Origin of the sequence: Nonomuraea sp. NPDC050790 (assembly GCF_044456745.1) — a bacterium.
In the GTDB taxonomy this organism is placed as follows: domain Bacteria; phylum Actinomycetota; class Actinomycetes; order Streptosporangiales; family Streptosporangiaceae; genus Nonomuraea.
The window spans coordinates 304,085-325,415 of the sequence record NZ_JBITGF010000006.1 but is presented as its reverse complement, the minus strand read 5'-3'; the positions used below and the strand labels follow the sequence as shown (position 1 = coordinate 325,415).

General features: G+C 71.8%; 16 protein-coding genes. 7 read left to right on the top strand and 9 right to left on the bottom strand.

What is annotated here, in order from left to right; all coding sequences use genetic code 11:
* Positions 1-20: 20 nt before the first annotated feature.
* Positions 21-905 carry a TatD family hydrolase gene (locus tag ACIBEJ_RS30850; RefSeq protein ID WP_397186374.1) on the bottom strand — a complete coding sequence of 295 codons (885 nt, stop codon included), beginning with the start codon at positions 903-905 and terminating at the stop codon, positions 21-23.
* Between ACIBEJ_RS30850 and ACIBEJ_RS30845 the strand changes: the two genes are divergently transcribed.
* Both ACIBEJ_RS30845 and ACIBEJ_RS30840 read left to right on the top strand, forming a co-directional pair.
* Positions 904-3,945 (top strand): ATP-binding protein, encoded by a 3,042-nt coding sequence (locus tag ACIBEJ_RS30845; RefSeq protein ID WP_397186373.1) that lies wholly within the window; start codon positions 904-906, stop codon positions 3,943-3,945. The two genes, ACIBEJ_RS30850 and ACIBEJ_RS30845, sit on opposite strands and share 2 nt — an antisense overlap.
* Before the next feature lie 24 nt (positions 3,946-3,969).
* Positions 3,970-5,181 (top strand): FAD-dependent monooxygenase, encoded by a 1,212-nt coding sequence (locus ACIBEJ_RS30840; protein ID WP_397186372.1) that lies wholly within the window; start codon positions 3,970-3,972, stop codon positions 5,179-5,181.
* Here ACIBEJ_RS30840 and metG read toward each other — a convergent pair.
* On the bottom strand, positions 5,117-6,907 hold the full coding sequence (gene metG, locus ACIBEJ_RS30835; RefSeq protein ID WP_397186371.1) for a methionine--tRNA ligase: 1,791 nt from the start codon (positions 6,905-6,907) through the stop codon (positions 5,117-5,119). The genes ACIBEJ_RS30840 and metG overlap by 65 nt on opposite strands.
* A 73-nt stretch (positions 6,908-6,980) precedes the next feature.
* On the opposite strand from metG, the gene ACIBEJ_RS30830 reads away from it, so the two are divergent.
* Both ACIBEJ_RS30830 and ACIBEJ_RS30825 read left to right on the top strand, forming a co-directional pair.
* The gene (locus tag ACIBEJ_RS30830; protein ID WP_397186370.1) at positions 6,981-7,553 is read left to right on the top strand and encodes a TetR/AcrR family transcriptional regulator; all 573 of its coding nucleotides are present in this window, start codon (positions 6,981-6,983) and stop codon (positions 7,551-7,553) included.
* Positions 7,554-7,616: 63 nt separating this feature from the next.
* A complete protein-coding gene (locus tag ACIBEJ_RS30825; protein WP_397186369.1) occupies positions 7,617-8,801 on the top strand; it encodes a Cmx/CmrA family chloramphenicol efflux MFS transporter in 1,185 nt (394 codons plus the stop codon).
* Positions 8,802-8,821: 20 nt separating this feature from the next.
* On the opposite strand, the gene ACIBEJ_RS30820 is transcribed toward ACIBEJ_RS30825, so the two are convergent.
* From ACIBEJ_RS30820 to ACIBEJ_RS30810, 3 genes are all read right to left on the bottom strand, one after another.
* A complete protein-coding gene (locus tag ACIBEJ_RS30820) occupies positions 8,822-10,003 on the bottom strand; it encodes an ATP-binding protein (RefSeq protein ID WP_397186368.1) in 1,182 nt (393 codons plus the stop codon).
* Positions 10,000-10,677, bottom strand: coding sequence for a two-component system response regulator CseB (cseB, locus tag ACIBEJ_RS30815; protein ID WP_397186367.1), 678 nt, complete (start codon positions 10,675-10,677; stop codon positions 10,000-10,002). The genes ACIBEJ_RS30820 and cseB overlap by 4 nt, the downstream gene beginning before the upstream one ends.
* Positions 10,678-10,763: 86 nt before the next feature.
* Positions 10,764-11,987, bottom strand: coding sequence for a glycosyltransferase family 2 protein (locus ACIBEJ_RS30810; protein ID WP_397186728.1), 1,224 nt, complete (start codon positions 11,985-11,987; stop codon positions 10,764-10,766).
* Positions 11,988-12,087: 100 nt separating this feature from the next.
* Between ACIBEJ_RS30810 and ACIBEJ_RS30805 the strand changes: the two genes are divergently transcribed.
* On the top strand, positions 12,088-13,611 hold the full coding sequence (locus tag ACIBEJ_RS30805; protein WP_397186366.1) for a hypothetical protein: 1,524 nt from the start codon (positions 12,088-12,090) through the stop codon (positions 13,609-13,611).
* Here ACIBEJ_RS30805 and ACIBEJ_RS30800 read toward each other — a convergent pair.
* Positions 13,562-15,133 (bottom strand): dolichyl-phosphate-mannose--protein mannosyltransferase, encoded by a 1,572-nt coding sequence (locus ACIBEJ_RS30800; RefSeq protein WP_397186365.1) that lies wholly within the window; start codon positions 15,131-15,133, stop codon positions 13,562-13,564. The two genes, ACIBEJ_RS30805 and ACIBEJ_RS30800, sit on opposite strands and share 50 nt — an antisense overlap.
* Before the next feature lie 10 nt (positions 15,134-15,143).
* Positions 15,144-15,992: a 16S rRNA (cytidine(1402)-2'-O)-methyltransferase gene (rsmI, locus tag ACIBEJ_RS30795; protein WP_397186364.1), complete on the bottom strand. Its 849-nt coding sequence runs from the start codon at positions 15,990-15,992 to the stop codon at positions 15,144-15,146.
* Between the two features lie 78 nt (positions 15,993-16,070).
* Here rsmI and ACIBEJ_RS30790 point away from each other — a divergent pair, with 78 nt between their 5' ends.
* Both ACIBEJ_RS30790 and ACIBEJ_RS30785 read left to right on the top strand, forming a co-directional pair.
* Positions 16,071-17,687: a dolichyl-phosphate-mannose--protein mannosyltransferase gene (locus ACIBEJ_RS30790; protein WP_397186363.1), complete on the top strand. Its 1,617-nt coding sequence runs from the start codon at positions 16,071-16,073 to the stop codon at positions 17,685-17,687.
* Positions 17,688-17,800: 113 nt separating this feature from the next.
* Complete coding sequence (locus tag ACIBEJ_RS30785) at positions 17,801-18,982, top strand: hypothetical protein (RefSeq protein WP_397186362.1); 1,182 nt, start codon at positions 17,801-17,803, stop codon at positions 18,980-18,982.
* Here the strand turns inward: ACIBEJ_RS30785 and ACIBEJ_RS30780 are convergent.
* Positions 18,969-20,066 (bottom strand): winged helix DNA-binding domain-containing protein, encoded by a 1,098-nt coding sequence (locus tag ACIBEJ_RS30780; RefSeq protein ID WP_397186361.1) that lies wholly within the window; start codon positions 20,064-20,066, stop codon positions 18,969-18,971. The genes ACIBEJ_RS30785 and ACIBEJ_RS30780 overlap by 14 nt on opposite strands.
* Positions 20,067-20,673: 607 nt before the next feature.
* Positions 20,674-21,282 (bottom strand): dihydrofolate reductase family protein, encoded by a 609-nt coding sequence (locus ACIBEJ_RS30775; protein WP_397186360.1) that lies wholly within the window; start codon positions 21,280-21,282, stop codon positions 20,674-20,676.
* Between the last annotated feature and the right edge of the window lie 49 nt (positions 21,283-21,331).

Below are 21,331 nucleotides of genomic sequence, written 5' to 3'. Positions count from 1 at the left end.
GGCGGCCCGCCTCTACCGGTTCACGAAAAGATGCCGAAGACCGTGGCCCCGTTGGCGGTGATCGCCTCGCACAGCACCTCCGGCTGGACCCCCTTGACCTCGGCCAGGCAGCGCAGGGTCAGCGGGATGAGGTAGGGCGCGTTGGGCCTGCCCCGGTGGGGCACCGGCGGCAGGTAGGGGGCGTCGGTCTCGACCAGCATCAGCTCGGCGGGCGCGAGCGCGGCGGCCTCGCGCAGGTAACCGGCGTTCTTGTAGGTGACCGGGCCGGAGAACGACATGAAATATCCGGCCTCGACGCATTTCGCGGCCATCTCGGCGTCGCCGGAGAAGCTGTGGAAGACCACGACGTCCGGAGCGCCCTCCGCGGCCAGCACCTTCAGCACGTCGTCGTGCGCGTCGCGGTCGTGGATCACCAGCGCCTTGCCGGTGCGCTTGGCGATCTCGATGTGCGCGCGGAAGCTCGCGTGCTGGTCGTCCTTGGAGGCCCAGTCACGGTAGTAGTCGAGCCCGGTCTCGCCGACGGCGCGCACCTCCGGGCGGCCCGCGAGCCACTCGATCTCCGCCAGCACCTCCGGCGTGGCCGCGTGGGCCTCGTTGGGGTGGATGGCCGCGCCCGCGTAGACGCCCTCGTGCTCGGCGGCGACCTGAGCGTTCCACCGCGAGGAGGTCAGGTCGTAGCCGATCGTCACCAGGCTGGTGACCCCCACGGAACGCGCCTCGGCCAGGATCGTCTCGACCGAGGCCGCCGCCGCCTGGGCGGCCTGCGCCACCGGGTCGCCGGAGCCGGCCTGCCGGTTGCCGACCATGATGTCGAGGTGGCAGTGGCTGTCGAAGACCTCGGCGCCCAACGGCTCGGGAACAGCGGGACTCTTGCTCACGCGACCCAACCTTATAGTGGCTGGCATGCGGTTCGGCGTGCTCGGTGCGGTCCGCGCCTGGCGGGCGGACGGGAGCGAGGTCCCGCTCGGCGGACCGGCCCGCCGCGCGCTGCTGGCCGCGCTCCTGCTGCGTCCCGGCCGCGCGGTCGCCGCCGGCCTGCTCATCGACGAGGTGTACGGCGAGCGCCCGCCCAAGGACGCGCACCACGCCCTGCAATCCCAGGTGTCCAGGCTGCGCCGCGACGGCGTCGCGGTGGAGCGCGTGCCGGCCGGATACGTGCTGAACGTGGACCCCGACGACGTCGACGTGCACCGCTTCCTGCGCCTGGCGGAGCAGGGCAGGCGGGCGCTCGGCTCCGGCGACCCGGATCGGGCCGCCGAGCTGCTGCGGGAGGCGCTGGGGCAGTGGGCGTCACCGGCGCCGGCCGTACATCTGGAGGAGCGGCAGCTCGCCGCTCTGGAGGACCTGGCCGAGTCCGACCTGCGGCGCGGCGCGCATCGCGCGGCGCTGGACGTGCTCGGCGAGCTGGTCGAGCGCCACCCGCTGCGTGAGCGCCCGCGTGCGCAGCTCATGCGCGCCCTGCACGCCGACGGCCGTCCCGCCGAGGCCCTGCTCGTCTACGAGCGCACCCGCGCGCTCCTGGCCGAGGAGCTGGGCGCGGACCCCTCGCCGGAGCTGTCGGCCATCCACAGGGAGCTGCTGCTCGGGCAGGAACCGCAGGTCAGCGGGCCCGCGCCCGCGCTCACCAGCTTCGTCGGCCGGGAGGAGGACGCGGCGCGGGTGGGCGAACTGCTGACGCGGGCCAGACTGGTGACGCTGCTCGGTCCCGGCGGGGTCGGCAAGACCAGGCTGGCCGCCGAGGTCGTGCGCGGGCGGCCGGACCAGCAGCTCGTGGAGCTGGCGGCGGTCCGCGACGGCGAGCAGTTGCCGCAGGTCATGATGGCCGCGCTCGGCATCCGCGACGGCGGCCTGCACCCTCGGGGAGAGCGCGAGCAGTCTCCCGCCGGACGCCTGGTCGCCGCGCTGGCCGGGCGCGAACTGCAGCTCGTTCTGGACAACTGCGAGCAGATCGTCGGCGATGTGGCCGCGCTCGCGGAACGCCTGCTCACCGCCTGTCCCGGCGTGCGCGTCCTGGCGACCAGCCGCGAGCCGCTGGGGGTGACGGCCGAGCACCTGTGGCCGGTGCGGCCGCTGCCGCCGTCGGAGGCGGTCAGGCTGTTCACCGACCGGGCGCGGGCGGTGCGGCCGGACTTCGCGGGCGGGGCGGCGGTGGAGTCGATCTGCGTGGCCCTGGACGGGCTGCCGCTGGCGATCGAGCTGGCCGCCGCCCGCATGCGCACCCACGAGGCCGCCGAGCTGGCCGTACGCCTGGAGTCCGAGCGGTTTCCGCTGTTGTCGCGCGGCAGCCGTACCGCGGCGGCCAGGCACCGCACGCTGCGCGCGGTCGTGGCGTGGAGCTGGGACCTGCTCAGCGCCGACGAGCGGGCGATGGCCGCGCGGCTGACCGTGTTCGCCGGCGGTGCGCGCGCCGCGGCCGCCGCGCGGGTCAGCGGCCTGCCGGACGCGGAGGCGCTGCTCGACTCGCTCGCCGACAAGTCGTTCGTGGAGGTCTCGGGCGGCCGTTACCGCATGCTCGCCACGATCCGCGCCTTCTGCGCGGAAAAGCTCGACGACCCCCACGCCGTACGGCAGGCCCACGCGTCCTACTACCTCGACCTGGCCCGCGAGGCCGACCCCCACCTGCGCCGGGGCGAGCAGCTCCGCTGGCTGGACGCGCTGGCCGCCGAGCACGCCAACCTGCGCGAGGCGCTGCGCTTCGCCGCCGAGTCCGGCGCGGTCGAGCTGGGCCTGCGGCTGGTCGGCGCGCTGGCCTGCTACCTGTGGATGCGCGGCCTGCGCACGAGCGCCATGGCCGAGGCCGCGGCGCTGCTGGCCGCGGCGGGACCGGAGCCGGACCCCACGCTCGGCGACGACTACGCGCTGTGCGCGCTGATCGCGGGCGAGCCGCGCTACCTCCGGCGGGCCGGCGTCCTGATCGACCGGGGCCACCGCCATCCGCTGCTGACGTTCCTGTGGCCGCTGATGACCGCCGGCGGCGGCGACCCGGAGACCGTCCTGCGCGTGCTGGCCCGCGCCGACCGCGACGAAGACCCCTGGGCCCGCGCCATGGCCCGGCTGATCTGGGCCTACCCGCAGATGGCCGACAGCGAGTACGCCACCGCGCACGCCGGGCTCACCGCCGCGCTGGCAGGGTTCCAGGATCTCGGCGACCGCTGGGGCGCGGTGCTGGCCCTCGACTCGCTGGCCTGGCTGGAGGCCACCACCGGCGACCGCGCCGCGGCGCTGGAGCGCACGAGCAGGGCGCTGGAGCTGGCCGAGCTGCTGGGCGCCAGCGAGGACCACGCCGACCTGCTGTGCAACCGGGGCGACCTGCGCCAGCGCGACGACCCCGAGGCCGCGCGGGCCGACTACGAGCTGGCCGCGGAGGTGGCCAGGCGCTCGGGCATCCCCACCTACCTCGCCGCCGCCCTGCGCGGTCTCGGCGACCTGGCGCGGCTGGCCGGCGACCTGCCCTCGGCCCGCGAGCTGTACGCGCAGGCGCTGGCCCGCTCCGACCCCGGATGGATCAAGAGCTCGGGCAACCACACCCGGGTGCTGGTCGGTCTCGGGCGGATGGCCGAGGCCGAGGGCGACCAGGTCGCCGCCGCCGCTGCCTACCGGCAGGCGGTCGAGGTCGCGGTGGCGACCGGGGCGGTTCCGGAGAGCGCGCGGGCGGTCGAGGCGCTGGCCGGGCTCGCGGCGCCGGCCGAGGCGGCCAGGCTGCTGGGGGCGGCCGTGGTGCTGCGCGGCGCCGCCGTACCCGGGGACGAGGACCGGCTCGCGGCGGAGGCGCGCGCCCGTGCGGCGCTCGGCGAGCGGGCGTACGCGGCCGCGCACCGGGCGGGCACGCGGATGGGCAGGCAGGAGGCGCTCACGCTCGCGGGCGTCTCCCACGAGGCCATCCGCGCCTCACCGCTGGACGTGATCGCCGCGATGAGCGGTGAGCCGGCGGTGAGGAGGCGGTGAGCGCGGCCCGCGACGCTCGTCGGCATGGACATCCTGATCTCCGGCGCGAGCGTCGCCGGCCCCGCGCTGGCGTTGTGGCTCAACCGGTACGGCCTGCGCACGACCGTCGTCGAACGCGCGCCCGAACTGCGTGACGGCGGCTACGCCGTCGACTTCCGCGGCAAGGCGCACCTGCGGGTGCTGCGGGAGATGGGCGTGCTCGGGGCCGTCGAGCGCGAGCAGACGAACATGGGCGCGATGTGGAGCGTCAACGAGAAGGGCAGGAAGCTGGCCAAGATGCCCGACGACATCTTCGCCGGCGACGTGGAGATCCTGCGCGGCGACCTGGCCAGGATCCTGTACGAGGCGACCAGGGACGACACCGAGTACCTCTTCGGCGACTCGATCGCCTCGCTCGACGAGGACGCCCACGGCGTGGCGGTCACCTTCGAGCACGGCCCCACCCGCCGCTTCGACCTGGTCGTCGGCGCCGACGGGCTGCACTCGCGGGTACGCGCGCTGGCGTTCGGCCCCGAGGAGCGCTTCGCCTCGTACCTGGGGCTGTACAACGCCGTCTTCACCGTGCCCAACCGGCTCGGGCTGGACCACTCGGGCCTGAGCCTGAAGCTGCCCGGCAAGCTGGCAGCCGTCTACAGCGCGCGCGGCAACCGGGAGGCCAAGGCGGTGTTCTGGTTCGGCACGCCGCCGCTGGACCTCGACCGGCGCGACGCCGAGGGGCAGCGCGAGGTCCTGGAGCGGGAGTTCGGCGGCGTCGGCTGGGTCGTGCCGCGGCTGCTGGCGGACCTGCGCGAGGCGCCCGACCTCTACTTCGACTCGGTCAGCCAGATCCACCTCGACCGCTGGTCGAAGGGGCGGGTGGGCCTGCTCGGCGACGCCGCCTGGTGCGCCTCGCCGCTGTCGGGCATGGGGACCGGGCTGGCCGTCGTCGGGGCGTACGTGCTGGCGGGTGAGCTGGCCACGGCCGGGAGCCTCGCGGAGGCGTTCGCCGGCTACGAGCGGATCATGCGCCCCTACGTGGCCGGGGCGCAGAAGTCCGCGGACGGCGTGGCCAAGCTCATGGTGCCGACCAGCCGCGTCATGAACTGGCTCATGACGCGGCAGGCCAAGCTCCTGCCCCATCTGCCGGGGACGGGTCTCATCGCGCGCTCGATCAGGAGGACCGCGGAGGCGGTCAGCCTTCCGGACTATCCAGGCGGGCGAGCTCCTCGTCCACGACCTTCGGGTCGAGCTTCTTGAACAGCGGCACCGGCGGCGCGAGCGGGGTGCCCGGCTTGATCGGCCGGTGCTCCCAGCGCGCGCCGTCCTTGTAGTCGCCGGTGATCACCGGGTACGGCGTGCCGCCGTCCTCGTCGACCTCCCGGATCTCCGGCATGCCGGACCAGACGCCCTCGCCACCGAGCATGGCGTGGACCTTGTTGGATGAGGACGGCAGGAACGGCGTCAGCATCGTCTTGGCGTCGTCGACGACCTGCAGCGCGGTGAACAGGATCGACTTCTGCCGCTCCGGGTCGTCCTTGAGCTTCCAGGGCTCCTGCTCGGCCAGGTACTTGTTGGCGTCGCGGACCACGTCGAGCGCCTCGGTGATGGCGTTCTTGAAGCGCGAGCGGTTCAGCTCGGCGCCCACCGGCGCGAACGCCATGCGCGAGCGCTCCAGCAGGGCCCGGTCGGCGTCGGTCAGCTCGCCCGCCTCGGGGATGGCGCCGAAGTTCTTGGCCGCCATCGAGATCGAGCGGTTGACCAGGTTGCCCCAGGCCGCGACCAGCTCGCCGTTGTTGCGGTTGACGAACTCCTGCCAGGTGAAGTCGGTGTCCTGGTTCTCCGGCCCGGCCACCGCGATGTAGTAGCGCAGCGCGTCGGCGTCGTAGCGGGCCAGGAAGTCGCGCACGTAGATGACGACCTGGCGGGAGGAGGAGAACTTGCGGCCCTCCATCGTCAGGAACTCGCTGGAGACCACCTCGGACGGCACGTTCAGCGCGCCCAGCGAGCCGGGCTTGCCGCCCTTGGCCCCGATGCCGCTGTAGCCGAACAGCATCGCCGGCCAGATCTCGGCGTGGAAGACGATGTTGTCCTTGCCCATAAAGTAGTAGCTCTTGGCGTCGGGGTTCTGCCACCACTGACGCCAGGCTTCGGGGTCGCCGCTGCGCCTGGCCCACTCCACGCTCGCGCTGAGGTAGCCGATGACCGCGTCGAACCAGACGTAGAGCCGCTTGTTGGCCTGCTCGCTCCAGCCGTCGAGCGGGATCGGGACGCCCCAGTCGAGGTCGCGGCTGATCGCCCTGGGCTGCAGGTCGCCGAGCAGGTTGAGGGCGAACTTGAGCACGTTGGGCCGCCACTCGCCCTGCTTGGACTGCAGGTAGGTGCCGAGCACCTCGGCGAAGGCGGGCAGGTCGAGCATGAAGTGCTCGGTCTCGACGAAGACCGGGGTCTCGCCGTTGATGCGGCTCTTGGGGTTGATGAGCTGGATCGGGTCGAGCTGGTTGCCGCAGTTGTCGCACTGGTCGCCGCGCGCGCCGTCGTAGCCGCAGATGGGGCAGGTGCCCTCGATGTAGCGGTCGGGCAGCGTGCGCCCGGTGGACGGGGAGATGGCGCCCATCGTGGTCTTCGGGAAGATGTAGCCGTTGTCGTAGAGGCCCTTGAAGATCTCCTGCGTGACGGCGTAGTGGTTGTTCGTCGTGGTCCTGGTGAACAGGTCGTACGACAGCCCGAGGCCGGTGAGGTCCTCGGCGATGACCCGGTTGTAGCGGTCGGCCAGCTCCCGCGCCGTGACGCCCTCCTTGTCCGCCTGGACCTGGATGGGGGTGCCGTGCTCGTCGGTGCCGGAGACCATCAGCACCTTGTTGCCCGCCATGCGCTGGTAGCGACTGAAGACGTCGGACGGCACGCCGAACCCGGAGACGTGCCCGATGTGGCGGGGGCCGTTGGCGTAGGGCCACGCGACAGCGGTCAAGATGTGCTGGGACATGTCCCTAAGCCTACGGGTTCCAGCCGCGTGGAGTAATAGATAGATCAGTCCAAAACGTGCTAACGTCGGCCCCATGGCACGACCGAGGCAGTTCGACGAGGAGCGCGCGGTGGACGCGGCCATGCGCGCGTTCCTGGACTCCGGCTACGAGGCCACCTCCACCCAGGACCTCTGCACGGCCACCGGGCTCGGCCGCAGCAGCATCTACAACACCTTCACCAGCAAGCACCACCTGTTCAAGAAGGCCCTGCGGCACTACATGGAGGTCAGGACCGCGGGCATCGTCGCGACATTGGAGGGCCCGGCGCCGGTGCGCGAGAAGATCGCGACCCTGATGCGCGAGGCCGTAGAGCCGCACGACGGCCTGCCTCAGGGCTGCCTGGTGGTCAACACCATGATCGAACTGGCCCCGCACGACCCCGACGTGGCCGCGATGCTCAAGCGCGACTACGAGCGGCGGCTGGAGGCCCTGCGGGCGGCGATCGAGGCGGGCAAGATCTCGGGAGAGCTGGCCGCGGGCAAGGACGCCACCGCGCTGGCCCACTTCGTCATCGCCTCCATCAGCGGGATCCAGGTCTCGCTGCGCGGCGGGGCCGGTCCCGCCGCCGCCGAGGTGATCATCCAGACCGCGCTCAGCGCCTTCTGACCGCCCCGCGCGCCTTTCGCGTGCCCTCATTTTGAACTGAACCATCTAAAACTAGGGAGACGCATGCCCCTCGCCGTCTACGTCCTCGGACTGGCGATCTTCGCCATGGGGACCTCGGAGTTCATGCTCGCGGGCCTGCTGCCCGCGATGGCCGCCGACCTGGGCGTCACCGTCCCGGACGCCGGGCTGCTGATCTCGGCGTTCGCGATCGGGATGGTGATCGGGGCGCCGCTCCTGGCGGCGCTCACGTTGCGGTGGCCGCGCCGCCGTACGTTGCTGGCGTTTCTGGCGATCTTCATCGCCACGCACGTCGTCGGCGCGCTCGCGCCCGACTACGGGCTGCTGTTCGGCACCCGCGTCGTCGGCGCCTTCGTCTACGCCGGGTTCTTCGGCGTCGCCGCCGTCACCGTGACGGACATGGTGCCCACCGGAGCCAGGGCGAGGGCGCTGGCGGTGGTCGTGGGCGGCATCACGCTCTCCACCGTCCTCGGCGTGCCCGCGGGCACGCTCATCAGCCAGTACGCCGACTGGCGCGCCGCCTTCTGGACCGTCGCCGTGCTCACCGCGCTGGCCTTCGCCGGAGTGCTGTCCCTGGTGCCCGCGGGCAGGACCGGCGCCACCGCCGCGCCGAGCCTGCGCAGGGAACTGCGCGCCATGGCCAACCTGCGGCTGTGGATCACCTATGGCGCGGTCTCGCTGAGCTTCAGCTCCATGATGGCCAGCTTCGGCTACCTCGGCGCGCTCCTGACCCGCACGACCGGCCTGTCAGAGGGCTGGGTCTCGCCGATCCTGGCCCTGTTCGGGCTCGGCAGCCTGATCGGCATCACCGTCGGCGGGCGCACGGCCGACGCCCGCCCGTTCGCCACCTTCTACCTCGGCATGGCCGGAGTGGTCGTCACCTCGGCCGGCGTCGCCCTCCTGGCCACCTCACCGGTGGCGCTGGTCGTCACCGTCTTCCTCATGGGCGTCGCCGGCATGGCCACCAACCCGGCCGTCAACGTCCGCGTGTACGCCCTGGCCGGCTCCGCCGCGACGCTGGCCGGGTCCACGAACGTCTCGGCGTTCAACATCGGCAACACCCTCGCGCCCTGGCTGGCGGGGCTGGCCATCAGCGCCGGGTTCGGCTACCCGTCCGTGGGCTGGGTGGGCGCCGCCATGGCCGCGGGCGCGCTGGCCCTCGGCGCGCTGGGACACGTGCTGCACCTCAGGCACGTGCCCCAGCCGGAGAGGGTGCCCGTCCCGGCCTGAGCCCGTCCCGGCAGGAGTCGTCACGCGGCTGAGGGCGGCAGGACCAGAGTGGCCACCGCGCCGCCGTCCCTGGCGTTGGCCAGCGTGAGGGCGGCGCCGATGACGCGGGCCTGGCCGGTCGCGATCGTCAGGCCCAGGCCGTGTCCCCTGCCGCGCTCGGCGGCGCCGGTGCGGAAGCGCTGCGGGCCGTCGGCCAGCAGGGCGGCCGGGAAGCCGGGGCCGTGGTCGCGGACCACGATCGTCGGGCCGTCCACGGTGACCTCGACGGGGGCGTCGCCGTGGCGGTGGGCGTTGATGACCAGGTTGGCGAGGATCCGGTCGAGGCGGCGGGGGTCGGTCTCCACGGCGCCGGGGGCGGTGACGGCCAGCCGTACCGGGAGGGCGGTGTTCGCGAGGGAGGCCCTGACCACCTCGGCCGGGTCCACGGGCCTGAGGTCGGCGTGCTCGGCGCCCGCGTCGAGGCGGGAGATCTCCAGCAGGTCCTCGACCAGCGCGCGCAGCACCCGCACCCGGTCGCGGACCAGGTCGGTCGCCTCACCCTCCGGCAGCAGCCCGGCGGAGGTGACCAGGCCCATGAGCGGGGTCCGCAGTTCGTGGGCGACGTCGGCGGTGAAGCGCTGCTCGTTGCGGAGCCGGGTCTGGAGGCTGTCGGCCATCGAGTCGACGGCGGCGGAGATGTCGGCGATCTCGTCGCCGCGGCGGGACGGCCCGGCGATGCGGGCGTCCAGGTCGCCGCCCGCGATGCGCCGCGCGGTCCTGGCCACCTGGCGCAGCCTGCGGTTCGGCAGCTCGGCCAGCAGCAGCGACACCGGGACGATCACCGCGAGCGCGCCGAGCGAGGCCCACGCGACGTCCCGGTCGAAGGCGACCAGCGCCCGCATCTGCACGCCCATGTCCACCTGCACGGTCAGCATCCGGTCGCCGTCGCGCAGGCCGCCCCACATCCAGGGGGCCTCGGGGTTGCGGTCGTCGTACCAGTAGACCGGCTCGCCGGGCCCGCGCATGGCGGCCAGCAGGGGCGCCGGGATCTCCGCCGCGGGCGTCTCCTGCCGCACCTCTCGAAGCGCGTTGTACGCGCGTTCCCTGCCCACCTCCATCGAGCGTTCGAGCGTGCTCCGGTGGACCAGCACGCCGACGACCACGGCCACCGCGCAGCAGGCGAGGGCCACCAGCGCGGCGATCCGCCAGCGCAGCGACCTCATCGGCGCAACTTGTAGCCGAAGCCGCGCACGGTCTCGATCCGGTCGGCGCCGATCTTCTTGCGCAGGCGCTGGACGCACAGGTCGACGACGCGGCTGTCGCCGTTCCAGCCGTAGTCCCAGACGTTGGCGAGCAGCGTCTGCCGGTCCAGCACGATCCCGGGGTTGGCCGCGAACTCCAGCAGCAGCCGCAGCTCCGTCGGCGCCAGCGCGACCGGCGCGCCGTCCTTGGTGACCTCCAGCGCTTCCCGGTCGATGGACAGGTCGCCGAACACCAGCGCCCCCGCCGCCTCGGGAACCGGCGCGGCCCGCCGCAGCAACGATCTGATCCGCGCCACGAGCACGGCGGTGTCGACGGGCTTGACCACGTAGTCGTCGGCGCCCGCCTCCAGCCCGGAGACCACGTCGAGGGAGTCGCCGCGGGCCGACATCATCAGGATCGGCGCGAGGCTCGTCTCCCTGACCTTCCTGCACAGGCCGATGCCGTCGAGGCCGGGCAGCATCACGTCCAGGAGCAGCAGGTCGTGGCGGCCCTCACGGGACATCTCCAGGCCGGTCAGCCCGTCGGCCGCGGTGCTCACGCGGTAGCCGTAGCGCTCCAGCGCCATCGCGACCGACCTGCGGATCACCTCGTCGTCCTCGACGAGCAGCACCCGGACGTCCACAGAAGCGGACATGTCACCCCAAACCACGCGTTACATCGACACCCCTATGGTGCCGTACGCGCGCGTCCGCTCCGCCTCGGCCGTGTATCGGCCATGTGTCAGCGGGTGGTGGAGTCCTCGCGGGTGACCGCCTCGGCGGCCTCCTCGGCAGCCTTGGCCGCGTAGTCGATCGGGTTCTCGCGGGTGCGCCTGATGCCCAGGATGCTGATGAAGAGCGAGGCGAAGATGGTCTGGAAGCTCATGATGAACGCCGTGGCGGCCGGGACCACCAGGCGCAGCGACTCGCGCGGGTCCAGCTCGCCGAAGCTGCGCACCTGCCAGTGGACCAGCGACATCACCAGTCCGATCAGACCGGCCAGGGCCAGCAGGCCGCCGGCCACGAGGCCCTTCTCCAGGGTCACGATGCTGATCAGCTTGCGCACCCGTGGCGATTCGGGCAGGAAGCCCTCCTCCGCCGCGTACACCTTGGTGAACAGCGCGAACAACGCCGCCTGGAAGCCGATCACCACCATGGCCGACGCGCCGACCAGGGTGTCGACGTCGAAGGCCAGCTCGCCGATCCGGACCGGGCCGAAGGTCAGCGCGGTGCCGGCGATCAGGCCGACCAGCATGAGCGCGAGCCCGGGGATGAAGAACAGCCACTTCGGGCTGTAGAGGAGCAGGAAGCGCAGGTGGCGCCAGCCGTCGCGCCAGGAGCGCAGGTGCGGCGGGCGGGAGCGGCCGTCGGGCGAGAGCGTGGTCGGCACCTCGCGCACGTCGAGCCCCTGGAGCGTGGACTTGACGACCATCTCGCTGGCGAACTCCATGCCGCCGGTCTGCAGGCCGAGGCGCAGGATGGACTCGCGCCTGAACCCGCGCAGGCCGCAGTGGAAGTCGCCGATGGCGCTCGGGAAGAACAGCCGCCCGACGAACGACAGGACGGGGTTGCCGAGGTAGCGGTGGAGCGGGGGCATGGCGCCGGGGGCGATGCCGCCCTTGAACCGGTTGCCCATGACGAGGTCGGCGCCCTCGCGCAACTGCTCGACGAAGGGCAGCAGGCCGGTGAAGTCGTAGGAGTCGTCGGCGTCGCCCATGATGACGTACTTGCCGCGCGCGGCCCTGATGCCGCCCATCAACGCGTTGCCGTAGCCCTTCGCGTCGACGTGGACCACGCGGGCGCCCGCGTCCCTTGCCAACTGCTGGGAACCGTCGGTGCTGCCGTTGTCGGCGATCAGCACCTCGCCCTCGATCCCGTGCTCCTCCATGCACGCAAGCGCCTTGCGGACACAGACTTCCACGGTCTCCGCCTCGTTGAGGCAAGGCATGACCACCGTCAGTTCCACGTCGTAGCCCTTCCAGTCACGGCACATCCAGCACACCATCATGCCGTCTGCCCACCCATGCTCGGGTCAAGTCCGAAAAACGCCTGGCATTCTTGTTGCCATGGTGAGCGTCGCGGAGATAACCCCAGTGGACGACTCCGCCGGTGGCCGAACCGCGCGTCTGCGCTCGTTCCTGCGCCGTCATCGGGTGTTCGCCGCAGCGCTCGCCGTGGGCGGGCTGCTGCGGCTCGTGACCATGCTCGGGTACGGCCCGGCGATGTGGTTCAACGACTCCTATGAGTACGTCTCGGTGGCCCTGCACCCGAGGCCCCACCCGATCAGGCCGGACGGCTACGGATTCTGGCTGCTGGCGCTGAAGCCGTTCCACAGCTTCGCCCTGGTCACCTTCACGCAGCACGTGATGGGCCTGGCCGCGGCGGTGCTGATCTACGCGCTGCTGCGGCGCAGGTTCCACCTGCCGACCTGGGGCGCGACGCTGGCGGCCGCCCCGGTGCTGTTCGACGCGTACCAGATCCAGCTAGAGCAGCTGATCATGTCCGACGCCATGTTCACGCTGCTGGTCGTGGGCGTGATCACGCTGGTGCTGTGGCACCGGCGGATGTCGTGGAAGATCGGCGCGCTGGTCGGGGTGCTGCTGGCGCTGACCTGGCTGACGCGTTCGATCGGGCTGCCGATCCTGGCACTGGTCGTGGCGTACATGCTGGTGAAGCGGGTCGGGTGGCGGCCGATCGTGGCCATGGTCACCGCCTGCGCGATCCCGGTGCTCTGCTACATGGCCTGGTTTTCCACAGCGTTCGGGAAATTCGCCATGACCAACAGCGACGGGCTCATCCTCTACATGCGCACCGCCATCTTCGCCGACTGCTCGAAGATGAACATCGACCCGCGCAAGGAGCTCGACATCGCGCTGCTGTGCATCGAGGAGCCGGTCGGCCAGCGCCCCGAGTACGCCCAGTGGTACCTGTGGCGCTCGGAGTACGGCCAGCCGCTGCACCGCCTGGGCGGCAAGACGTTCGAGTCGGTCAAGAACGACGCGGCCAGCAAGTTCGCCACGCGCGCGATCCTGTCCCAGCCCGGCGACTACCTGCGGGTCGTCGGCAAGGACTTCCTGCGCTCCTTCCACTGGGGCCGCCCGCGCTTCCCCGACACCTCCACCTACAACATGTACGAGTTCCGGCCCTATCAGGAGCTCGTCAACGGCAAGCCGAAACGCCTGCCCACCTGGCCCTCCTACCAGGGCCGCACCGACACCGACGCCTACTCCTACGAGCAGGGCCCGCCGGAGACCCGCATCGTCAGCCCGTGGGCCGACATCATGAGCGGCTACCAGAAGGTGTTCTACCTGCGCGGCATCATGCTCGGCGGCATCCTCCTGATCGGCCTGTACGGCGTGGCCGTCCGCTGGCGCGCCTGGGGCGGACCGGTGGCGCTGCCGTGGCTGGCGGCGTTCGGGCTGCTCCTGGCACCGGCCGCCACGGCGGAGTTCGACTACCGCTACGTGCTGCCCGCCGTACCCCTTGCCTGCATCGCGGCGGCGATCACGCTGCGCCACGGCGTCAGGCGGAAGAAGGCGGTCACACCCACGAGCGCATCAGCATCCGAGCCCACCACTGAGCGTGCGTGATCGTCTCCGACGACAGGACCGGGTAGAGCCACCAGAAGTTGATCAGCACGACCAGTGTGAACGCCCCGACGGCCGCGCCGCCCCCGGCCCGCCGCATCGGCGGCGCGTCCTGCCTGCCGAGCACGAGCCCGCCGACCAGCGCGAGCGCCATGGCCATGAACGGCACCAGCGGCACCATGTAGAACAGGTACATGGTGCGCTTGTCGGCCAGCCAGTAGTACAGCCAGGGCAGCCAGCCCGCGGCGTAGGCCAGCAGCACCGCCCCGGCCCGCCAGTCGCGCGTGGCCACGTACCAGACGACGAGCGCGACGAGCGCGAACAGCGCCGCGTACCAGAGGGCGGGGGTGCCGACCCCGAGCACGGCCTGCGAGCACTTGTCGGCCCCGCACGCCGAGCCCGGCAGGTCGCCCTCGTAGTGGAAGGAGACGGGCCGGTTGAGCACCAGCCAGTCCCACGGCTTCGACTGGTAGGGATGCCCCTCGACCAGCCCGGTGTGGTAGCCGAGCACCTGGAGCTGGTACTTCACCCATGACCGCGCCGTGTCCAGCACGAAGAAGACGGGCCCCGACGAGGTCGCCTGCTCCCAGTTGCGCCCCCACCCGTGCGCCGAGACGAACCAGCCCGTCCACGAGAGCGTGAACACCGCGGCGGGCACCGCGGCGAGCGCGCCCATCGCGGGCGCGAGATCGAGCCCGAAGGCCCCCCGGTACGGCTGCCGCAGCCCCACCGCCCGCCTGGCCCCCATGTCCCACACGAACGCCAGCAGGAAGAACGCCAGCAGGAACGGCAGCCCCGACCACTTGACCGCGCAGGCCGCGCCCAGGCAGACCCCGGCGGCGATCCGCCAGGGCCGCCACCCGAGGCGCGGACCCTGATCGGACAGCCGGGAGCGCTCGTACCAGTCGGCCAGCCGCCGCCGCGCGTGGTCGCGGTCGGCCACCAGGCAGGCGAACCCGGCCAGCACCCAGAACATCACGAAGATGTCCAGCAGTGCGGTGCGCGAGAGCACCAGGTGCAGGCCGTCCAGGGCCAGCAGGAGCCCGGCGAGGGAGCCGATCAGGGTCGAGCGGGTCATCCGGCGGGTGACGCGGGCCAGGATGAGGATCGACAGCGTGCCGGCGACCGCGGCCATGAAACGCCAGCCGAACGGCGTCATGCCGAACATCCACTCGCCGAGCGCGATCATCCACTTGCCGAGCGGCGGGTGGGCGACGTAGCTGGCGCACTCCGACGACTCCGCGCACTGCTTGAAGATGTCCAGGTTGCCGGTGATCAGCCGCTGGTCGGCGATCGGGTTCTTGGCGTCGCCGAGGAAGGTGCGCTCGACGCCGTACCTGAGGAGGGAGTAGCCGTCCTTGACGTAGTACGTCTCGTCGAAGACCACGGAGTGCGGATCGCCCAGCCGGAAGAACCGCAGCACCCCGCCGAAGGCGGCGACGAGGACGGGGCCGAGCCAGCCCCACAGCGCGCCTTCCTGCATCGGCGGAACGAGCCGCTCCGCGGAAACCCCCCAGTTCTTCACGATGCGCACCCTATGGCGTTGGAGATCTCCTGTGAACCGCGTCATACAGCTCTCGTTTGGGAATGCCGGCCTCCTTGGCGACGTCCGCGACGGCCTGCTTACGCTGGGTTCCCGCCTCGGCCCTGCGGTCGACCTCGGCGACCAGTTCCTCGATGTCCCGCTCGCCCGCCTCGGCCGTGTGACCGGCGACGACGACCGTGATCTCGCCCTTGACGCCTCCCTCGGCCCAGGCGGCCAGCTCGGCCAGGCCGCCGCGCCGTACCTCCTCATAGGTCTTGGTGAGCTCGCGGCAGACCGCGGCGGGGCGGTCGGGGCCGAAGGCGGCGGCCATCGCGGCCAGCGAGCCGGCCAGGCGGTGCGGCGCCTCGAAGAAGACCATCGTGCGCTCCTCCTGGGCCAGCGCGCCCAGGCGGCGCGCCCGCTCGCCGCCCTTGCGCGGCGGGAAGCCCTCGAAGCAGAAGCGGTCGCTGGGCAGGCCGGAGATCGCCAGCGCGGTCGTGACCGCCGACGGACCGGGCAGCGCGGTGACGGTGACGCCCGCCTCGACGGCCAGGTGGGTGAGCCGGTAGCCGGGGTCCGACACGCCCGGCATCCCCGCGTCGGTGATGACGACGACCGTGCGGCCCTCCTTGAGCGTCTCGACCAGTTCCTGGGCGCGCCCGGCCTCGTTGGCGTCGTAGTAGGACACGACGCGGGCGGTGAGTTCCGCGCCGATGTCGTTCGCCAGCCTGCGCAGCCTTCTGGTGTCCTCGGCCGCGATCACGTCGGCGCTCTCAAGCGCCTGTCTCAGCCGGGGAGAAACGTCTCCCGCTTGCCCGATCGGGGCTCCTGCCAGCACCAACTTGCCGTCTTGAGTCACCCGGACATTGTCGCAGGGCACCCCGATTGCACCGTGTTTCTTATCTATTCCACGGCTTGGGGCCCGTACGATGTCCGAATGGCCGTGACCGATTTCCAGTACCTGGCCGTGGACGATCCCAAGAAGCCGCAGCCGCGGTCCTTGCGTGACCGCCTGGTCCCGCCGATGGGCGGCAGCGTGCTCTGGGGATGGGTGGGGCCGCTGCTGATCGCGGTGTTCGGCGGGGTGCTGCGCTTCATCAACCTCGGCCATCCGAAGGCCGTCGTGTTCGACGAGACGTACTACGCCAAGGACTCCTTCTCGCTGATCACCTGGGGCGTGGAGAAGACCGCGATCAAGGACGCCGACAAGGCGCTGATCGCCGGCAACACCGACATCTGGCAGAAATGCGCCCAGGACGCGCTCGACAAGTGCGCCTCCTACGTCGTGCACCCGCCGCTCGGCAAGTGGATGATCGGCTTCGGCGAGTGGCTGTTCGGCATGAACCCGTACGGCTGGCGCGTCGCCGCCGCCATCGTGGGCACGCTGTCGATCCTGGTCATCGCCCGGCTGGCGCGCAGGATGACGCGCTCGACGCTGCTCGGCTGCTTCGCCGGCCTGCTGCTGGCCCTGGACGGCCTGCACTTCGTGCTCTCGCGCACCGCGCTGCTGGACATCTTCCTCATGTTCTGGGTGCTGGCCGGGTTCGCCTGCCTGGTCGTCGACCGGGACAAGATGCGCGGCCGGCTGGTCGACTGGTACGAGACCTCGACGCTCACGCCGGAGGGGCCCTGGCTGGGCTGGCGGCCGTGGCGGATCGCCGCGGGCGTGTGCCTGGGCGCCGCGTGCGCGGTCAAGTGGTCGGGCATCTTCTTCCTCATCGCGTTCGGGATCATGTCGCTGATCTGGGACATGGGCGCGCGCCGGGCGGTCGGGCTGCGCCGGCCGTACGCGGGGGCCTTCGGCAAGGACGTGCCCACCTGGCTGGGCGCGGTGGCCCTGGTGCCCGCGGTGACGTACATCGCCACCTGGGCCGGCTGGTTCGCCAGTGCCGGCGGCTACGGCCGTAACTGGGCGCAGGCGACCTCCTCCGGGCCGCTCTACTTCGTCGTCGACTCCTTCAAGTCGTGGCTCGCCTACCAGGTGCAGGTGCTCGGCTTCCACACCGGGCTGGAGTCCACGCATCCCTACCAGTCGGAGCCGTGGCAGTGGCCGCTGCTGCTGCGCCCCGTCGCCTTCTACTACGAGGGCAAGCAGACCGGCTGCGGCGTCAAGGACTGCTCGGAGGCGGTGCTCGGCGTGGGCACGCCGGTGATCTGGTTCGGGGCGCTGGCCGCGCTGGTGGCGTTGATCGCCTGGTACGTCGCCTCGCGCGACTGGCGGGCGGGTGCGGTGCTGCTGGCGTACGCGGTGGGGTGGCTGCCGTGGTTCTACTACGCGATCGCCGACAACCGGACGATGTTCCTCTTCTACGCGATCCCGATGGTGCCGTTCATGGTGCTGGCCATCACGCTCTGTGCCGGATTGCTGATCGGCCCGGCGGCGCCGCCCGGCGGCCCGCTGCCGATGCGGCGCACGGTCGGGGCGGCCGCGGTCGGCGCGTTCGCCTTGCTGGCTTTGGTGAATTTCTGGTGGTTGCACCCCATCCTGACCGCCGATGTGATCCCCTACGCGGAGTGGAAGGCGCGCATGCTCTTCGACAACCGCTGGATCTGACCCTCGTCGCAGCCCCAATCGGATGAATTCATAGGGTAGCCACTGTGCACGACCCAATACGCACCGGATTCGGTCATCGTCAGGCCTGGGGTCCATACGGCAAACTTCGAGGCATGAGTGCACCGGATGTCACAGCGCTTCTCACCGAGTTGGAGCGCTCCGAGCCGGACCTGGCCGAAGACGCCAGGACCGCAGTCGAGTGGCTGACGGGCGGGGAGCCGCTGGAGACGGTGACCCAGCTCGATGTGTGCGAGTTCCTCTGGTACACGCTGCCGTTGAAGGTGGGCGGCGACCACGAGCGGCTGGCCCGCTCGCTCGGCAGGCTCCTGGCCCTGGGCGGCCTGGAGCGCTACGCCGCCCTGTGTGACTCCCCGACGACGGCCCAGATCCTGCGTACCTACGCCCGCGACGGCGAGGACGCCGGCACCGCCGCCTACCAGGAGGCGCTCGAAGCCACGGGCGTGCTCCCTCCCGACGTCGCCGACCTGCGCTGGAGCATGATCATGGGCCCGGAGGAGCTGGGCGCCCACGTGGCCTGCTCCGCCGCGCTCGAACTGGCCATCCTGTCCGGCGAGGAGATCGACCGCGTCGCGCTCACCCGCCGCTGGCTCACCGAGCCGCGTGCCGAGCTGGGCGGCGACAGCTGGCTCAACCGCGTGCACGGCGAACGGCTCAACCGCTGGGTCCTGGGCCGCGGCCCGGCGCGGCGGGAGCTGGCGCAGCCGTTCGAAGTACGCCTGCACGCCCCGATCCCCCACCAGCCGCTGCCCGCGCTGCACCGCCTGCTCACCCTGGCCGCCTCGGAGAGCCTGCCGCTGCGCCTGGCGCCCTCCCCCGAGGCGCTGCGCCTGCGCGAGGTGGCCGAGCACGACCTGGGCGCGCTGCTGCGCGACGGCGCCAGGCTGACCATCACCGAGGAGGGCCGCCTCCTGCTGCGCTCGCCCGAGGAGATGTGGGCCGCCGCCACCGCGCTGCTGCTGTCCCGCGTGGACCACGAGTTCGACCTGTCGGTGCGCGAGGCCGCGCTCATGCTGCTCGCCGACGGCAGCGTGATGTCGCCGCAGGAGCTGAGCGCGCGCGTGGCCGACATCGTGGGGGGCGAGGGCTGGCATCCGGCGACCGGCCGCGAGGACATCTCCCGCCCGCTGTCCGACCTGGTCGGTCAGCTCACCGCACTCGACCTGGCCTTCGGCGACGAGCTGGTGGTACGGCTGACGCCCACCGGCCACCTGGCCGCCCTGGCCGCCCTGCGGGCGCACGCCCTGCGCCCGCGCCAGTACGTCAGCCCCGGATGACCAGCACCTCCGCGCACCCGCGGAACTCCGCATAGGGCGCGGCCTCCGCCGCGACCGCGTCCCGATCCACGTCCCCCTCGACCGTGATCACCAGTCTGTTGTTCTTCTTCTGCTGCCGCCAGAGCCCGGCCGGCTCGCCGTCCAGCAGGATCACCCCGGGGTTGCCGGTCTTGCGCCAGATCCTCGGCCGCAGGCCGGGGTCCGGCGCCAGCGTGTCCCGGTCCCGCAACTGCAGGAACGGCTCGTACGGCGGCAGCAGCCGCATCCCCTTGGGCCGCTCGGCCCCCTTCAGCTCGGCCAGATCCTCGGCCAGCACGAACCCGCCGCCCGCCTCGGCCAGTTCCCCCGCGACCTTCGCCCAGGAGCGCGCCGCGTAGTGCGCGCTCACCCCCGCCCACGAGGCGAAGTCCTCGACGGTGCTGGGCCCGTACAGCCGCAGGTACCGCCGCACCAGCCCCGCCCGCGCGTCCTTGTCCACCGGCACCGAGGCCAGCCACTGGTCCACCCGCGTCAGCGACGCCTCGTGGCCGGTGCGCGGCGCGATCGCGAACTCCCCCGTCAGCGCGGCCGCCCGCGTGAGGATGGCGCTGAACGAGGAGAACATGTCCGGCTCCATCCACGGCGCGAACTCCGCCGGCAGCCTGGGCGCCAGCGCGCTGCCCAGCTCCCGCTTGGTCAGCGTGCGGCCGTCAAGCGCGTCGCGGGTGGCCTCGATCACCCGCTCCATCGTCGCGCTGGCGCTTCTGCCCATCTGGTCGAGCATCGGCAGGAACCCGGCCATCTGCGCCCGCCACGACTCCTCGTCGTCGGGCAGCAGTCCGCGGGTGAACAGCGGCAGCTCCGCGCTGTTCACCAGGCACGGCGAGCCGCGCAGGCTCCACGTCTGGACCAGGGTGCGCCGCTTGGCGATCGCCGCCTCCACCTCGGCGGCGCTCACCTCGGCCCTGGCGCGCAACGCGAGCTCCGCCGAACCAGGCGGCGTGTTCTGCGGCGCCGTCATGGCGGCGTCGGCCAGCGTCCCCCGCTCGTCCAACTGGTGCCGGCGCAGCCGGAAGGCGATGACCTGCTCTCGTTCGACGTTCATGAACCCGCCCGCGTCCTCTCTGCCCGAACCGACACTATCCACCTCATAAGATCCATGACCATGGAAAGCCATCTGGCCGCACACGGTCTGACGGCTCTGTCCATCCGGTGGTTCGGCGGACCCGGCCAGTCGCGCAAATCAGCGAGATTCCCCTGGAAACCTTCACCACCGCCCCGGGCCTCCTGACCGAGGCGGGCGCCCGGCGGCTGGCCATACTCGGCCTGTCCAGACGACGGGCCGCCCACGTCGTTCTTGGCCTTCTTTGAGCGCGGTCTCGCCCTTGCCCCGGCCGAGGCGGCATCCCCTCGGAGGTGCTTGAGGTGGCTGGGCGTGGCCGTCGGTGGCGTTCGCGGGGCGCTGGCGGCGCGGAACTTGGGGAGAGGGCATGGCCGGAGATCCTCCGGGCATTGCGTGGCAGGACATGAAGAAGGGCCCACGCTGGGCGTGGGCCCTTCTTCAGTAGACGGCGTGCAGGTCGCCTCTCGGCGAAATGCACAACGCGGCTCCAGCCGAACGGTAGTCCGCGAAGGCGGTAGGTGAGGCCCGGGGACACTGGACACACCGGCTACGGGTTGTGTAACCACACCCCGGCCGAGAACATTCCCGGCTACTCGACCGTTCCGTAGACGGGCTCGCCCGCCCACTCGTACACCAGGTGGACGACCCCGGTGCTCGTCACCCGCGACTGGGCCAGCCTGAGCCCCGCGGGCACGGTCCCCTCGGCGAACAGCCGCTTGCCCTCGCCGATCACCACGGGGAAGACCAGCAGGTGGTACTCGTCGACCAGTTCCGCCTCCTGAAGGGTCCGCAGCAGGTCGCTGCTGCCCTGTACGAGGATGACCCCGTCGGTGCTCTTCTTGAGCTCGTCCACGGTCTGCGCGGCCTCGCCCTGGAGCACGTGGCTGTTGTTCCAGGTGACGTCCTTGGGCGAGCGCGTGGTGACGTACTTGGCCATGCTGTTGATCTTGGCGCCGCCGTCCTCGTCGGAGACGTGCGGCCAGTAGGCGGCGAGGATGTCGTAGGACCTGCGCCCCAGCAGCATCCCGTCGGACTGCTCCAGGACCTCCGCCATGATCTCGTTGAAGTCCTGGTCGACGTGGGCCGGCAGCCAGCCGCCCCGCGTGAACCCGTTCGACTCGTCCTCGCTCGCCCCGCCCGGCCCCTGCATGATCCCGTCCAGCGACACGAACGTCCCGACGATCAGCTTGCTCGTCATCTTCCCGCTCCCTCTGCGTCCTGCGTGCTCTCTGTCTGTGCCCACAGCC

Bases quoted from the DNA above. Each gene is read 5' to 3' on its own strand.
- ACIBEJ_RS30825 (WP_397186369.1), top strand. From the start codon at position 7,617: ATGCCCCTCGCCGTCTACGTCCTCGGACTGGCGATCTTCGCCATGGGG.
- ACIBEJ_RS30805 (WP_397186366.1), top strand. From the start codon at position 12,088: ATGGTGAGCGTCGCGGAGATAACCCCAGTGGACGACTCCGCCGGTGGC.
- ACIBEJ_RS30775 (WP_397186360.1), bottom strand. From the start codon at position 21,282: ATGACGAGCAAGCTGATCGTCGGGACGTTCGTGTCGCTGGACGGGATC.
- ACIBEJ_RS30780 (WP_397186361.1), bottom strand. From the start codon at position 20,066: ATGAACGTCGAACGAGAGCAGGTCATCGCCTTCCGGCTGCGCCGGCAC.
- ACIBEJ_RS30820 (WP_397186368.1), bottom strand. From the start codon at position 10,003: ATGAGGTCGCTGCGCTGGCGGATCGCCGCGCTGGTGGCCCTCGCCTGC.
- cseB (WP_397186367.1), bottom strand. From the start codon at position 10,677: ATGTCCGCTTCTGTGGACGTCCGGGTGCTGCTCGTCGAGGACGACGAG.
- ACIBEJ_RS30840 (WP_397186372.1), top strand. From the start codon at position 3,970: ATGGACATCCTGATCTCCGGCGCGAGCGTCGCCGGCCCCGCGCTGGCG.
- ACIBEJ_RS30845 (WP_397186373.1), top strand. From the start codon at position 904: ATGCGGTTCGGCGTGCTCGGTGCGGTCCGCGCCTGGCGGGCGGACGGG.
- ACIBEJ_RS30850 (WP_397186374.1), bottom strand. From the start codon at position 905: ATGCCAGCCACTATAAGGTTGGGTCGCGTGAGCAAGAGTCCCGCTGTT.
- ACIBEJ_RS30830 (WP_397186370.1), top strand. From the start codon at position 6,981: ATGGCACGACCGAGGCAGTTCGACGAGGAGCGCGCGGTGGACGCGGCC.
- metG (WP_397186371.1), bottom strand. From the start codon at position 6,907: ATGTCCCAGCACATCTTGACCGCTGTCGCGTGGCCCTACGCCAACGGC.
- ACIBEJ_RS30790 (WP_397186363.1), top strand. From the start codon at position 16,071: ATGGCCGTGACCGATTTCCAGTACCTGGCCGTGGACGATCCCAAGAAG.
- ACIBEJ_RS30785 (WP_397186362.1), top strand. From the start codon at position 17,801: ATGAGTGCACCGGATGTCACAGCGCTTCTCACCGAGTTGGAGCGCTCC.